This window comes from Arthrobacter sp. W4I7 (assembly GCF_030816215.1).
Lineage (GTDB): Bacteria > Actinomycetota > Actinomycetes > Actinomycetales > Micrococcaceae > Arthrobacter > Arthrobacter siccitolerans_A.
Genome location: NZ_JAUSXU010000001.1, coordinates 2,385,605 through 2,399,914 on the forward strand (window position 1 = coordinate 2,385,605; position 14,310 = coordinate 2,399,914).

The following is a 14,310-nucleotide window of genomic DNA, read 5'->3' on the forward strand; positions in this document are numbered from 1 at the left end:
TGGCACGTACACGTTGTCGATCACATGCGATCAAGGACGGCTTGGCTGGCGTAGAGCAACAGCAGCAGTGAGCCCTTATGACGATGATGGAGTGGCACCTCTCCCGGTTCTGGGCGAAGCAATGGAGAACGGCGTTTTAGCACCCGGAGTCCGCACCTTGGCCGTGGAAACGCTCCCCGCGCCTAACCCCGTACTAAGAACGAGCTTCAGCATCCCTGCAAGGGTGACTAAAGCCCGCCTCTATGCCGTAGGACTTGGCTACGGCGCGTTCAGCATCAATGGCCGCTCCCTCGGGAACGAACTGGAACCCGCTACGACAGACTTTTCAAAGACGGTGCTGTACAGAACCTATGACGTAACCGACGCTCTCCATAGTGGCGATAACACCCTCGAGGTGGAGCTTGGGCGTGGGTTCTTCTCCGCGAGGGGAGCAAGCATCTGGGGATGGCATGTAGCACCGTGGTCTCGAGAACCAATGGCAGTCGCTCAGCTGGAGTACGTGGATCAGGCAGGGAAGAGGCACATCATTTCCTCGGATTCACACTGGAAAGCCTCAACAGGGAAGATCAAGAGCGAGCTCCTGTATTCAGGTGAGGTCTGGCAGATGCAGGCTGAAGAGGAACCTGCTTGGGAACCCGTTGTCCTGGTTGATCCTCCAACCGGCACCCTGCGCCCGGCAGGGCTCCCGCCTGTCACGTTAGGATCAGCAAAGCCACCCGCATCAATGCACTATGCAGGGACGGCGAGAGTTTACGATTTCGCCGAAATGGTGGCTGGGCGGGTCCGATGCACGCTCAGCGTTCCGGGCGCCACCGAAGTCTGGGTGAAGTACGGCGAAACCCTTGATGACGGTGGTGCAGTATTTTGCGAGAACCAACTTGCGGCCGGCCCTATCCAGATGGACCGCCTGCTTTTTGATTCCTCCGCCGACCGTATCTGTTGGGAACCGAAGTTCAGCTACAAGGGCTACCGATACGTGTCGATCGAAGCTGCTGAATCAGTGACAGTGCACGACATTGTTTCGGTTCCCATGCACACTGATGTTCAACCCGTGGGTACCTTCGAATGTAATGAAGAAACTCTCAGTTGGCTTGGTCGCGCGTTGGCCAACACCTTCCTGAATAACCTGCACGGTATCCCTACGGACACTCCCGTTTACGAAAAAAACGGTTGGACAGCAGACGCCCACCTGGCAGCCGAAGCTCTGATCCACCACTTCGACCTGAAGTCGACCTTCAATAAGTGGCTGGATGACCACGCCGATGCTCAGGACGACGCCGGGGTCGTGCCAAATATCATTCCCACTCCAGGCTGGGGGCGGAACCCGGATCCGGCATGGAGCGCATCCGCTGTTTTGATTCCTTGGAACCTCTACTGGGAATACGGCGACATCAAGTTCTTGGAACGACACCACGAGATGGTAATCCGCTACGCGGACGCCATGTACGCCCTGTCCGAGGAGGGCATTTGGCGGCGTCCCAGCTATGGCGACTGGCTCGCCCCCGGTTATGAACGTGCCCCAGAGGGATCAGCGCCAACTGCCACAATGATGCTGTTGAAAGTCTTGTCGACAGCAGCGGATATTTCGACGGCGCTTGGTGAACATGGGATTGCGGAGAGTTTCAGCGCTCGAGCCTCGCTCGTCGGAACGGCGTATCATCAATCCTTCTTCAACAAAAACCTTGGATCTTACGGCACTGAGTCCTTTGGCTACCGCCAGACCATGAACGTGTTACCGCTGGCCTTCGGTGCCGTGCCGCAGCAACTCCGGGATACCGTTTTTCGCTCACTCGTCACCGATATCCTCGAGCGGACGGACGGGCACCTGGACTGCGGTGCCGTTGGGGCGAAGTACCTGCTTCCCGTGCTTTCGGGTGGGGGACGGGATGATCTTGCGCTCAGCGTCGCCACTCAAAACACCAGGCCAGGCTGGGGAGTCTGGCGCGAAGCCGGCGAGACTACGCTGCTTGAATCGTGGGACATTTCTGCAAGGTCTCACAACCACTACTTCCTGGGCAGTGCTGCGGCCTGGGTGCAGCAAAAAGTTGGAGGGCTTCGGTCCACAAGGCCGGGGTGGGAAGAGTTCGATGTCGCACCGGTCGCGGATCCCCGGCTAACGAGGGGGGCACTTTCGCACCTCACACCACGCGGGCAAGCAGCTATCAGCTGGACTCGGGAGGCCGGCACCTGGCTCCTGGACGTCACGGTTCCATGGGGCGCCACCGCCACGATCGGCGTCGGGGCAGCCGCGGGGACCAAACTCTCCGGGGGCTTCCACCGATTGGAATTTGAGGACGCCCCACCTGTCCTCTCCTCAACTATCTGAGCGTCCCAAAAATCAGTTTGCCTAGTCCGTAAGGCAATCCTGCGCCCAACAGTGGGCCGGCCCGTAGGGTAACTGCTGTCCCCAGCGATGGCCAGGGCAGTTACCGCGGCTGTATCTACTGACAATGGGCGAATGGCTTGTGCATCCGGTGGGCGCCCCTTTGTTCGTTGGACTGCTGGCACAGCATGGGCTTGAAGACCTGCATCTATCTAGGTTTGGCTCTCGGCCGTCCGCGAATTCAACTTCGCCGCGATGTACGCCAGCGTTTCAGCCGTGTCCTTCGTTGCGGATCGTATTCCTGTGTTCCTGTTCAACGCATCGGACGACGCTAACTGGTCCACGCTTTGGAGGGCCTCTCCCCCACCTTCATATATCCCGCTTACGTCCCCGATGGACCGTCATTTTTCCGCTTGGACAACGGGCACCTGATCATGCTGAGGTCCAACTCTGGGGAGCATGATCACGCAGTGGGGATTGCGCACCACGGGGAATGTCATAGCCCCGGACACAGGAGGAGTCGGCGCGGGGATACGCTCATGTGGCTTCCAATGTGATGGATGGCGCGCCCTCTCCGACCCCGCACCATTCTTTTGTGTGCCGCCTCGGCGCTATGCCCAGAAGGCCCAAAGCATTGTGCACGCGCCACCGCTCACTTATTGTTAATTATTGGAAGTGAATTCCAATAGACAGAATAAGCGCTTGGGACGCGACCACGTATAGGGGACAAAGGGGTGCCATGTCGTTATTTTTTAGGGCTGAACGGGTAGGACCGCCTGCTTCATCAAGCAGGCAGTTGGCGGTGAAGTCCAAGGTGCTGCGCTCTGTAGCTGCTCTCGGCGCTATCGCTTTGGGCGGCGGTTTGATTACCGCTGCACCCGTTGCAGCGGCAGCGAACAATTGCCAGTATCTGAGCACGGCTCCAGTGGGCGATGTCGAGCCGCCTATGGCGGTGGACGGGACATGTACGGATCCGGACTACAACGTGGACACGTTGGTGATTGATAGCCAGCTGCAACTTGTTCACACGGATGCCAGCGGAAAGACAATTCCGTACCTTGAGGTCAAGGGACACTTCCCCGCGACGAACACCCGCGAAACCCTGCCCCCCGGTGTGTACCAGAGCGCAACCCTGAACCAGCACGACATCACATGGAGATTCCCGGCCAAGGAATTTTGGCAGAACCGTTCCTTCCAGCAGACCTATCCCATTCCAGGCACCGCTTCCCTTGACCTTAACGAAGTCGACCTCGGCTTCGCTTTTACCCATGGGGCCTTCACAGTGAAAGTCAATCCGGGGAACCCAAACGGGGGCTATCGCGTCAACGCGGCCGCGACGAAGCTGGCCAAAAATTATGCCAACCAGCTCTACGGAAACAGCAATCCCATCAATAGCTACCTTTGGGGGCAAAGCGGCGGATCTGTGCAGGCAATGGGCGCCGCTGAGGGCACAACCGGGGTGTGGGCCGGGGTGATACCGTGCGTTATCGCTACCACTGGTCTGATCATGCACTCCTTCCAGTGGCAGGCCCTCTATGCGCTGGCAGTCCCCTTGGACAAGCGCTCGGAGGTTCGTCAAGCCGCTGAAGTGGGAAGTGGCCGCAGCATCTACGACGGACTCGACACCGAGCAGCGCTCGGTACTTGATGAGCTTCTCAAGGGAGGCTTTCCCCGCGCAGGTTTGGGAACCGCGCTGACCGCTGATCTGGTGACCGGCGATCAAGTTCCCGTCGGTGACGCCACCGTCGGCTCAGCCGTGGGGCCCTTCCCGGGCGTGGCTGGCCCCAGCCTGGTGTTCGGCCCGGGCGCGGAGAACATCCGAGCCCTCGATCCTACCTACGAGGACGATTTCTGGTCAAAGCCCGGCTACGCAGGCGCCAACCCGCCGAACTACCTCAAAGCCGCAAAAGTGGACGGATACTCCACGATCACCGGAATCATCCGTGATGCACAGGGGGTGCCCACGGCGCTGAAATTTGATCCCGCGACCGTTCCTGCCCTAGGCTCGATCGGCGCTTCCAACCTGCAGTACTACGTCTACGACGCCGACGGCACCACACGCACCATCGACACCACCGATCCTGCCAACCCGAGGTTCAACCTGACGGGCATCCTGGACACCACTACCAGCACCCTGACGCTTCCGGCGAACACCAATGCCTTCACCGCCACCACCCCCAACAGCAAGGTTCTCCTTGACGCCCTGGATGTGGGAGACAAGATCAGGGTAAACAACCGGTTCTTCCTCTCCCAGGTCTACTACCCGCGACACTCCGTACTGAACAACGGCAACCCAGCCTACAACCAGTACAAAGACACCAACGGAAAACCGATATATCCCCAACGCGACGTCCAATTCGCACCCATCAGCAGTGCCGGGGCCATGGGCGGGATCACGGAAACCGGCAACATCAAGACCAAGGTCATGGTCATGGAGAACCTGGCGGACGCCAATTCCTACCCCTACGTCGCCGGGTTCTACAACCAGCAGGTCCAAAAGACTCTCGGTAAGCGCAAGGCTGACGAGATGTTCCGGGTCTACTACCAGGAGCACGGCGGACATTCGAACACCGGCATCGTTCAGGGCATCTTCAATCAGATGGTCCTCGACCTTGTCGACTGGGCCGAAAAGGGCATAACCCCAAAGCCCTCCTCGAACTACACCATCGATCCAATGAATCAGATTGTCCAACCGGTCAGTGCCGTCGACCGCAAGGGCCTCCAACCGGTGATCAACCTTTCTGCAAACGGCGGAGACCGTGCTGAGGCGGGTCTCCTCCAACCGGTCAACCTCTCAGCCACAATCGAAATGCCGCCGACGACAGGAAAAATTCTCCAGTACAACTGGACCATTGAGCGCCAAGGCATTCCGGCCATCAACGAACCGGCAACCGTCCTAGCCACTCCCAATGAAAAAGTTACCGTTAGCCGGCCAATGGTTTTCTCCGTGCCGGGAGAATACGTCGTCAGCCTGAACACCACAGGTGACCGCAACGGAACCTCGGGAACTAGTACACCAATGCAAAACCTCGACCGCGTCCGCGTAGTCGTGCGCTGACCGGAGGCGGGCGTTCGGTCGACCGAACGCCCGCCAAAACCGTTCGCCTTCACGCCCTAAATATGGGCTCATAGCTCAACTGAGTCAGTGCGTTAGTGCATAGCGACTCAAAGAAGACCTCTTACTCTTAGGTCGGTGTTTATCACACACGCCAACCTAAGAGGTCTTCAGTATTGGTTCGTGAGGTTAAAAGGGTCTGTCAGATTAACGGTGGGTCTGGCCTGGCTTGTGGTTAGTTGATTCTTCCCTCGAATGCGATCGCGAACGCGTTCAATGCCGGCTTCCACCTCGTGGCCCATCGTGCCCGGCCCTGCCCTGTGGGGTCAAGGGACCGGGTCACGAGGTAGAGGCATTTCAGCGCCGCGGCATCGTTCGGGAAATGGCCCCTCGCCCGTACCGCGCGGCGGTAACGGGCGTTGAGGGATTCGATCGCGTTTGTCGAGCAGATCACCCGGCGGATCTCGGCGTCCCAGTCAAGGAACGGGGCGAACTCTGACCAGGCGTTGCGCCAGAGCCGCCCGATCGCCGGGTACTTCGTGCCCCATTTGACCTCGAATTCCCCGAACCGTTCACGGGCTGCCGCCTCGGTCGGGGCGGTGTAGACGGGCTTGAGGTCCCGGGAGAGCTCGTCCCAGTGCTGGCGGGGCGCGTAGCGGAAAGTGTTGCGGATCAGATGGATCACGCACGTCTGGACGGTGGCCTGCTCCCACACCGTCGTGATCGCCTCGGGCAGGCCCTTAAGCCCGTCGCAGACCGCGATGCATACGTCCTCCACGCCGCGGTTCTTGATTTCGGTCAGAACCCCGAGCCAGTACTTCGCGCCTTCACCGCCGTCTCCTGCCCAGATTCCGAGAATCTCGCGTTCGCCGTTCACGGTGACGCCCAGGACGACGTAGAAGGGCTTATTACGCACCTGCCCGTCTCGGACCTTGACGTGGATGGCGTCGATGAAGACCACCGGGTAGACGCGGTCCAGGGGCCGGTTGGTCCATTCGGCCATCTCCTCCGAGACCTTCTCGGTGATCCGGCTGATGGTGTCCTTGGAGACGGTGGCGCCGTAGACGTCATCGAAGTGCGCTGCGATCTCTCCGGTCGTGAGGCCACGGGCGGTCAGGGACAGGACGACCTCGTCGATCCCGTCCAGGCGGCGCTGGCGCTTCTTTACGATCTGCGGCTCGAAGCTGCCCTCACGGTCCCTGGGAACATCGATCTCAACGGGGCCGACCTCTGTGAACATGGTCTTGGACCGGGTCCCGTTGCGCACATTCCCGTTCTCGGCCGTCCCGTGCCTCTCGTGGCCGAGGTGCTCGGCAATCTCCGCCTCCAGCGCGGTCTCGAGCACGTTCTTCGTCAGCCCTGCCAGCAGCCCACCCGGGCCCAGCAGGCTCACGCCCTGCTCGCGCGCCTGCTCCAGCAGCGCCTCTGCGAGCTCCTTCTGATCAATGATCTCTCCCGTCATGGGATCGATCATCTCTGCGGTCTCGGTCATAGCCTTGCCTTTCGGTCAGGCCACGCCGTTCCCACCGTTTTTCTTACAGTCCCGGTTAAAAATCTCCGGCCTGACCAACGGCATGGCAGCCGGCCCGGCACTCGGGAGAAAAATGTTCTTGCCCAGCCGGTTGAGCATCGGCAAGATCGACTGGATTTGGCGCAGGGGTGGGGTGAGCGCCCGAACGGGGCCCAGGATCCTGGCCGGGGCCGCGATGCCGCGACTATGTAATCTGCATCCAGTGACCGGGAAAACGGAACCCTGCTTGCAGGGTTACAGTCCACCGGCACCAACACGACACTCTTGGAGACGTAATCCATATAGAGTCTCGGGCGTGGCCCGTGGCGGGGTTGCAGACGGCTTGCTTCGGGTCGGTTTCCAAAACGTGCAGGTAGCAGTTGATTGTTACCCCCGTTTTGCCTAAGCCGAGGTCACGCCGGACGAGAAGGGGGGATCTGTGTGCCGGTTTCCTCACCTGGGCGGCAGCGGCTGCTGCAACCCATGGCGCACGCGGGGTCATGGCAAACAACGCGTTCGGCTTCGGTGGCAAGACGGCAAGGCAGAGCGCTGCAACCGCATCTTTAGGAAGGCTGGCGTACCGGCGACCCTTCACCTTGGACCAAGACCGAACAAATGCCCTGAGGTCATGGTTGGACTGCTACAACAACCACCCGTCTTCGCTGCAGCCTGACAGGGAAACTGCCATCAGCACGTGCAGCCAACCTAATGTCTGAGTACACGTGGCTAACAGATTGACTAGGCCTTGGTACGCCTGCAGCTGACCACCGCCTGTGCAGGAGGTCGATTCAACTCTGGACGCCGTCTGCACTTATTAACGGGTGTGCTCCACTAACGATCCGGGACCGGTCAGGGGGGGTGAAAGACCCGGCGGCGGGTCCTGCTGAAAAAGTTCCGGTACACACTTGCCTGGAGTTTGTAATGCCCGTAATTCAAGACCATCGTGACCGTGGATCAGTCGTCTTCCGCCTCCGCAGTCCATCCAAAGCCAAACAGCGGATCCATCCGGCATGCTCATATCGACAACGCCGCTGCCTACTACCAAGCCGTCCTCCATGATTTCGGCCCGCGTTCCAGGGCTCAGATCTCCCGGCAGGTACGGGCCAATACGGCGCCCCGTCCTTGGAGCCTCGACACGCGTCGCGGTAGTGTCAGGCACCGTAGCCGGCGTGACGCCATCCGGGACTGAACTGCTTAATTTTGCGCGCTTTCCACGCCTGAGCTTAACCGCTGCTTCAGAACGTTGGAAGTTCAAATCAGCGATAGCCTGCTCGACCCTCTCCCGGGTAGTGGGGGCAACTCGGTAGGGATGATTCAGTACGTTGGAAACGGTCGTGATCCCTACCCCAGCGGCCCAGGCCACATCGGACATCCTGGCTTCGACTTTCATTCCGTATCCCTCCCGCCTTGGTCAGGATGGCTCTTTTCGGCACATCCCACGGGGCTTCCCTCCTTAAGAGTTTCCACGAAAAAATCGAGCGAGCGGCTGACTTCGTTTATGGTAGGGCCGTGGTTGAGATGACCGTGCGGCATTCCTGCCGCCATGTAGGTTTCAACCGGTACACCCACTTCAGAGAGCTGCGTGACGATGAGCTCGGCGGACGGCCGCAGATCGTCGAGTTCTGAAATCAACACCCGTGTCAGAGGCAAACCAGAGAGATCGGCCGCACCCGGCATCGCTTCGATCGGCAGATTCGAAATCCGGCCCACATAGTTCCGGACCACACCTGCGATGGATTCAGGAGTGAAGCGCATCAAGGCAGGCAGCCTCTGCATTTCCAAGGCTGTCACAATGTCGAGAGCGGGGACGGGGAAATGAAGGCAGGGATATGCGAGCAGCAACTCAGACGGCTGCACCGAACCGAATCGACGGAGCCTCAAGGCAGTTGACAGAGCGATGGCCGCTCCAGCGCTCGCACCGCCCAATGCCATGGGACCGAGGCCCGCCTCGGGTAGTGCCGTCAGCCAGGACCATACCGCTTCAGCGTCGTCCACTGGCGCCGGGTAGCGGATGCCGTTAGTGGCCAGGCGGTAGTCAACGGAAACGACTAACGCATCGGCTCTATATGAGATTTCGGCAGAGACCATGTGGGCTTCGGGCATGTCCAGATCCCCATAAGCGAATCCACCTCCGTGCAACCACATCACACAAGAACGAATTGGCCTTAGTGGACGGTAGATGCGGACCGGTATTTGCCCTGCCTTGCCAGCCACAGAGGTGTCCTCCACCTCGATGTCCGGAACTGCCCATTGCTCGGCTGCCACGAAGTGTTGCGCCAAGCGTGAGTGCAGGGCGGGATCGGTCAATTCCTCAGGTGCCAGCCCACGCAAGAATTCGACCCCTGAATTGAAGTAAGGATCAAGTGGCATAATTCCGCCCCTGTCTAGTTCGTAGCATTGCATGTGGAGGTTGGCTATGCCAGGGTCCTTGCCAAGGCCCGTATGACGGACTGCCCGCGTTCGAAGTCGCCCATGCGGTTTGTCACATAGGCGAAGCCGATTTTTGCCGTGGGGTCGGCAAAGGCTATTTGACCGCCTGCTCCGTCGTGACCGAATGATTTGGGAGAGAGGTATCTTTCCCAATCCGAGGGAATCATGACGCCTGCCCCCCACGCCTGATAAGGCGGGTCACCGAAGAAGTATGAGGGACCTCCGCTCCTCGGGGCGCTGAGATGACTTACCGTTTCGTCGCTGATCAGGCGGACTCCGTCTGTTTCCGTTACGGTCGCGGACCAGATTTTTGCTAGGCCGCGGACAGTGGAGATGCCGCCGGCTCCCGGCAGTTCAAGCTTATGGACCTCTGGCCGGTTGTATACGTTCGGGCCTATTGGGCCGTTGAGATTCGCCGCGCGTTCTATCCAGTACCTGTCATGGCGCTGTTGATCGCTGAGGGTGGACGTGTCCGGCTCCTCCTGTGGATCTTCAACGAGATGGCTTACCCGCGCCTCTTCAGATTCTGGAAGACCTATCCAGGCATCAGCGTGCAATGGCCGGGCGATAAGTTCAGCAAAGGTCTTTCCTATAGACCGGCCAGCTCCGAGTAGCACCATCTTCGCGGTAAGTGCACCGTGGCTCACGGTGTGGTATTGATGATTTGCGCCCGGGCTCCAAAGCGGCTTCTGGGCTGCCAGGATGTCCGCAAGAGCCAGACTGTTCCAGGCCACATGTGGCGGAACATCCTCGCGCGTGGCGGAAAGTCCAGCGCGGTGCCCCAGTGCATCTCCAATGCTTACTTGCTCTTTGCCATGAACTGCAAACTCAGGCCACAGCTGTGCCACGGGGGTCTCAAGCGAAGGAATTTGCCCGCGCTCAGTCAGCATTCCGACGAGGATGGAGGCAAGGCCCTTGGTACAAGAGAAAACTACCGACAGTGTGTCAGGAGCAAATTCGCGACCGGTGCGATAATCAGCAACTCCACCCGAAAGTTCAATCACTTGCAGGCCGTCTTTCCAAACCGGAGAGTCCGGCACCGCTTCGCTGGTCGTCCGGTACCGTGGCGAAAAAAGCGTCGGCTACCGCCTCGTAGCCCAAAGCCACAATACCCGCTCGCTTCGTCATGAATATCCTTTCACTGGCCGTTCCCCGTCGTGATCACCCTTCCTGACCAGATCCAACCCGCGAATGAACGGTGCCATCCTCCTGGTCCACGATCAGGTGCGGGCCATTCGGCGTCACGCTGGAACTTTCTGCATGCCGCTAAAAGCGGGGGATTAGAGCTTGTAAGATTTGGGAAAGCACCGATCGGGCCACGCATATGCGGGGCCCGATCGGCGGTGTGCGCTTATTTCTTGTAGACCGAGTCCAGCTTTTCGGCGACTTGGCGAGGCGTGGTGTCTCCGAGGATCAGCGACTGGATGGTCTGATTGAGTTGGGCCTGGACCTCGGCCTGTACGGCGCCGAGCGGTGCGTAGGCGCCGCGTTCAACAAGATCAGCGAACGTGGCGAGTTCCGCCGGAGCCGTGTAGGCATCGTTCGGGAGCACGGGAACAGAGGAGAAGCCCTTGGCGTAGGTTGCTGATGGGTCAGCCTCGCCCATGAATGCGAGGAACGCCTGCGCGGCCGTAGGGTTTTTCGCCTTCGCGTTGATCGTATTGACAAAGCCGGGCAGCGCGACGACTTTCGTGTCTGCCGCATTGTTCGTCGCCGGTACGGGCGCTACTTCGAAGCTGGTGCCAGGTGCGGCTGTCTTTATCGGAGCGAGCGCTGCGCCGACGTCTACGGTGCCAAGCGCGCTGCCCTTTGCCACTTCCTGGCCGGCCTGGTCGCGGGATCGGCCGAGCGCGCCCTCACCGAAGCAGCCGAGGTCGCCCATCTTTTTGTAAATTTCGAACTGGTCGACCCACTTGGAATCAGCGTACGTCTTTTTACCGGCGGCGAGGTCGGCGTCAAACTGCGCCGGGTCGGGTTCCAGAGTTCCAAGCTGGCTATAGGTCAACATCTGCGGCCCGGCAGGATCTCCGAGGCCGAGTGAATAGGCGTAGATGCCCTTGTCCTTCGCGGCGGTGCAGAGCTGATAGACCTCGTCCAGGGTCGTCGGAATCTTCAAGCCGAGCTCATCAAGTTTGGTCTTGTTGTAGATCCCGGAGAGGGGCTGAAGAGCTCCGGGGTAGGCAAACGTTTTGTCTTCGTAGTTCGCCGATGGCTGCCAGGCTTCCGGGACATCCTTCGTCCAGGGCGCGTCGAGCGGAGCGATGCGGCCGGAGGCGGCCAGCGAGACGACGGTGTCACCGGCGTCCGTTTTCGTGCCGCCGGGGAATGAGGTCAGGATGTCAGGGGCCGTGCCGCCCTGCAGCTGCGTCATGGTCAGAGCGCCGATGTCGCCACCTTGGTAGTCGAACTGCACATCGACGTTCGGGTACTTCTTTTCGAAGTCCGCCGCGATCTGCTCATAGGTGTCCTTGAAGGTCGAGAAGAACAGACCGGTCAGGGTGCCGCTGGGCTCGCCGCCGCTGGCCTGGCTATTTGGTGCGGTGTTACCGGAGCCGCCGGCGCATCCTGCAAGGGCGATTGCCGTGAGGGTAGCGATGGCGGCCGTGGTAACGCGGTTGTGGATCTTCATCGATCGTTCTCTTTCTGTGGAGTGGGTGCAATGAAAAGTGGTGCAGTGATTGGTGGAACTATCCGGTGATGGCACCGGGCCTTATGCGCGGGCGGCGTGGGGATCATCGATCATCCCTTCAGTCCGCCGGCGAATCCCTGGATTACGTACCGCTGGAATAGCAGGTAGAGCGTCAGGACTGGGACCATCGAGATCAGCAAGGACGCGAAAATGAGTGGCCAGTTCGTGGTGTATTGCCCGACGAACTGAAAAATCGCCATGGGGATGGTCACCTGACCGCTGCCCGCAAGGTAGATCAGGGGCGTGAAGAAGTCGTTCCACACCCCGACGCTATTGAGGATGATACAGGTGCCAAGAGCCGGGCGAAGCAGCGGGACGACCACATGCCAGAAGGCCATGAGTGGACCGCACCCGTCGATCTGGGCGGCTTCCTCATATTCGAGTGGGATGCTTGCTCTCAAGAAGGTGGTTATCAGGAAGACTGTAAACGGCAACTGCACGCCGCTGTAGACAATAACGAGCGCCCACACCGTGCCAAGAAGACCCAAGTCCCGCATCTGGATATAGAGAGGTATGAGTGCCAGCTGGAACGGTAGCAGCAAGCCGATCATGAAGAAGTAGAAAGTGCCGGAGGACAAACGCGAGGTCGACCTGGCCAGCGGGTACGAGGCCATTGTTCCAATTACGAGCACCACCAGGCACGAGATCGTGGTCACGATCAGGCTGGTAACGACTGATCCCGGCAGGGACGAAGTGTTCCAGGCAGTGACGAAGTTATCCAACGTCGGGCGTGAACTCGGGATGATTGGCGATGTTAGGTCGTCAGCGGGTCGGATCGACAGGTTGATGAGGATGTAGACCGGGAGAAGGAAAATGAGAGTCGCCCCGTAGGCGGTGAAGTTGGCACCGAAACGGTTCCAGAGGCCTGTTGTTTTCATGAATTACGCTCCTGGCGGCGGAGGACCGAGAACTGAATGACAGAGAGGATCGCGATGCCGACTGCGAGAAGAAGTGCGAGAGCGGCCGAACGTCCGTAGTCGGCGTACTGGGAGAAATAGGCGTAAATGAGCGTTGCGATAGTCTGCGTCTGATTGCCCGGCCCGCCGTTGGTAAGCGAGAAAATCTGGTCGAAAATCTTCAGTCCGCCGATGAGTCCGAGCATGAGGTTGATGGTGATCGCCGGGGCGAGCAGCGGACGCACTACAAACCAAAACCTCTTCCAATACCCTGCACCGTCAAGGGCAGCTGCCTCCTCGAGTTCAACCGGAACCCCTTGGAGTCCGGCGAGGTAGATCACCATGTTTCCACCGATGGACTGCCAAAGAACGGTGACGATGATGATAACCATCGCCGTGGTTGGGTTGCCTAGAAAATCGACGGGCTTCTGACCGAGAGCGTCCAGGACCTGGTTGACTCCACCTACACCGGGTGGACCGAAAATGTACTTGAACAGGTAGCCCACAACGAGCGACGAGACGACCATCGGGGCGAAAACAATAGTGCGCAGCACGTTGCGTCCGAACACTCGTCCGTTGAACAAAAGCGCGAGGGCTAAACCGATGACGTTCTGTAGAACCACGACAACGAAGGCCAACTGCAGCGTACGGAACACTGCGGGGCCGGCGTCCGAGGTGAAAATGCGGGTGAAGTTCTCAAGTCCCGTAAAATTTGGAGCGCCCACGGTAGCGAACGACCAATCAGTGAAAGCGCCGTGCAAACCCTGAACGGTAGGTACAACAACCACGTAGAGGTAAACAGCAGCGCCCGGCAGAACCAACCACCAAAGCTGGCGTCCTACAGAACGAATACGGCGGCGTTTGCGAGGAGAATTCGCTAGCTCCTTACCCACCGGCGGCACCCCGCTACGCGTGGGAACCTCGACACCACTGGACGACATGACACTCCTTCGTGCTCCTGTGTGATTTCGCAGCTGCCGAGACTGGATGCTTCGGCCTGGCTAAGGCGAATCGCGTAAAAAGCTCTGTTTTGCGTTATCTAAAAAATGGCTGAAACGTATCAATAAATGAAATAATCTTTTGTCCAAATAAAAAATGGATTCAAGTGGGCGTAAATCCCGTCTGGTACAGGACTTGTCGGTTTTATTCAGTTGCCAGGTGTTGCCCTGCGGTGCTCCACGGGTCATCCGTACCGCCGCTTGTGAGGCGATCTGCTGATCGTGTTCATTCCGCTTATTGGAGTATAGTTCCAACCAGCTGAAAATGGCTACCCCGCAAAGCGAGTTTTTCAAGCAGAATGCCTGAAGTTTTGGATCACCAGGACAGGGCTCCAATGCGGCGACACTGCCGTCTTGCGCAGATCGTCTTTGTTGCTACTGCCCCGCCTCCCCTGGAGGACTTATTCCA

At 59.2% G+C, this 14,310-nt stretch carries 10 protein-coding genes; 2 read left to right on the top strand and 8 right to left on the bottom strand.

Going from position 1 to position 14,310, the window contains the following annotated elements:
* Positions 1-121 precede the first annotated feature (121 nt).
* Entirely contained in the window at positions 122-2,326 is a 2,205-nt protein-coding gene (locus QF047_RS10980; RefSeq protein WP_307276759.1) for a family 78 glycoside hydrolase catalytic domain, read from the top strand.
* A gap of 799 nt (positions 2,327-3,125) precedes the next feature.
* Positions 3,126-5,381 (top strand): hypothetical protein, encoded by a 2,256-nt coding sequence (locus QF047_RS10985; RefSeq protein WP_307276762.1) that lies wholly within the window; start codon positions 3,126-3,128, stop codon positions 5,379-5,381.
* A gap of 232 nt (positions 5,382-5,613) precedes the next feature.
* On the opposite strand, the gene QF047_RS10990 is transcribed toward QF047_RS10985, so the two are convergent.
* From QF047_RS10990 to QF047_RS11025, 8 genes are all read right to left on the bottom strand, one after another.
* Positions 5,614-6,870, bottom strand: coding sequence for an IS256 family transposase (locus QF047_RS10990; protein ID WP_373427762.1), 1,257 nt, complete (start codon positions 6,868-6,870; stop codon positions 5,614-5,616).
* Between the two features lie 832 nt (positions 6,871-7,702).
* The gene (locus tag QF047_RS10995) at positions 7,703-8,278 is read right to left on the bottom strand and encodes a LacI family DNA-binding transcriptional regulator (RefSeq protein ID WP_307276765.1); all 576 of its coding nucleotides are present in this window, start codon (positions 8,276-8,278) and stop codon (positions 7,703-7,705) included.
* Positions 8,275-9,258, bottom strand: coding sequence for an alpha/beta hydrolase fold domain-containing protein (locus QF047_RS11000; RefSeq protein ID WP_307276767.1), 984 nt, complete (start codon positions 9,256-9,258; stop codon positions 8,275-8,277). The genes QF047_RS10995 and QF047_RS11000 overlap by 4 nt, the downstream gene beginning before the upstream one ends.
* 44 nt (positions 9,259-9,302) lie before the next feature.
* Positions 9,303-10,358, bottom strand: coding sequence for a serine hydrolase domain-containing protein (locus tag QF047_RS11005; RefSeq protein ID WP_307276768.1), 1,056 nt, complete (start codon positions 10,356-10,358; stop codon positions 9,303-9,305).
* A gap of 311 nt (positions 10,359-10,669) precedes the next feature.
* Entirely contained in the window at positions 10,670-11,947 is a 1,278-nt protein-coding gene (locus QF047_RS11010) for an ABC transporter substrate-binding protein (RefSeq protein ID WP_307276772.1), read from the bottom strand.
* Between the two features lie 110 nt (positions 11,948-12,057).
* Positions 12,058-12,885: a carbohydrate ABC transporter permease gene (locus QF047_RS11015; RefSeq protein WP_307276775.1), complete on the bottom strand. Its 828-nt coding sequence runs from the start codon at positions 12,883-12,885 to the stop codon at positions 12,058-12,060.
* Entirely contained in the window at positions 12,882-13,844 is a 963-nt protein-coding gene (locus tag QF047_RS11020; protein ID WP_307276778.1) for a carbohydrate ABC transporter permease, read from the bottom strand. Before QF047_RS11020 ends, QF047_RS11015 begins: the two co-directional genes overlap by 4 nt.
* Positions 13,845-13,904: 60 nt before the next feature.
* Positions 13,905-14,195 (bottom strand): hypothetical protein, encoded by a 291-nt coding sequence (locus QF047_RS11025; protein WP_307276780.1) that lies wholly within the window; start codon positions 14,193-14,195, stop codon positions 13,905-13,907.
* Positions 14,196-14,310 lie beyond the last annotated feature (115 nt).

Coding starts and splice junctions, on each gene's coding strand:
- QF047_RS10995 (WP_307276765.1), bottom strand. CDS start 8,278: ATGAAAGTCGAAGCCAGGATGTCCGATGTGGCCTGGGCCGCTGGGGTA.
- QF047_RS11020 (WP_307276778.1), bottom strand. CDS start 13,844: ATGTCGTCCAGTGGTGTCGAGGTTCCCACGCGTAGCGGGGTGCCGCCG.
- QF047_RS11000 (WP_307276767.1), bottom strand. CDS start 9,258: ATGCCACTTGATCCTTACTTCAATTCAGGGGTCGAATTCTTGCGTGGG.
- QF047_RS10990 (WP_373427762.1), bottom strand. CDS start 6,870: ATGACCGAGACCGCAGAGATGATCGATCCCATGACGGGAGAGATCATT.
- QF047_RS11015 (WP_307276775.1), bottom strand. CDS start 12,885: ATGAAAACAACAGGCCTCTGGAACCGTTTCGGTGCCAACTTCACCGCC.
- QF047_RS11010 (WP_307276772.1), bottom strand. CDS start 11,947: ATGAAGATCCACAACCGCGTTACCACGGCCGCCATCGCTACCCTCACG.
- QF047_RS10980 (WP_307276759.1), top strand. CDS start 122: ATGGAGAACGGCGTTTTAGCACCCGGAGTCCGCACCTTGGCCGTGGAA.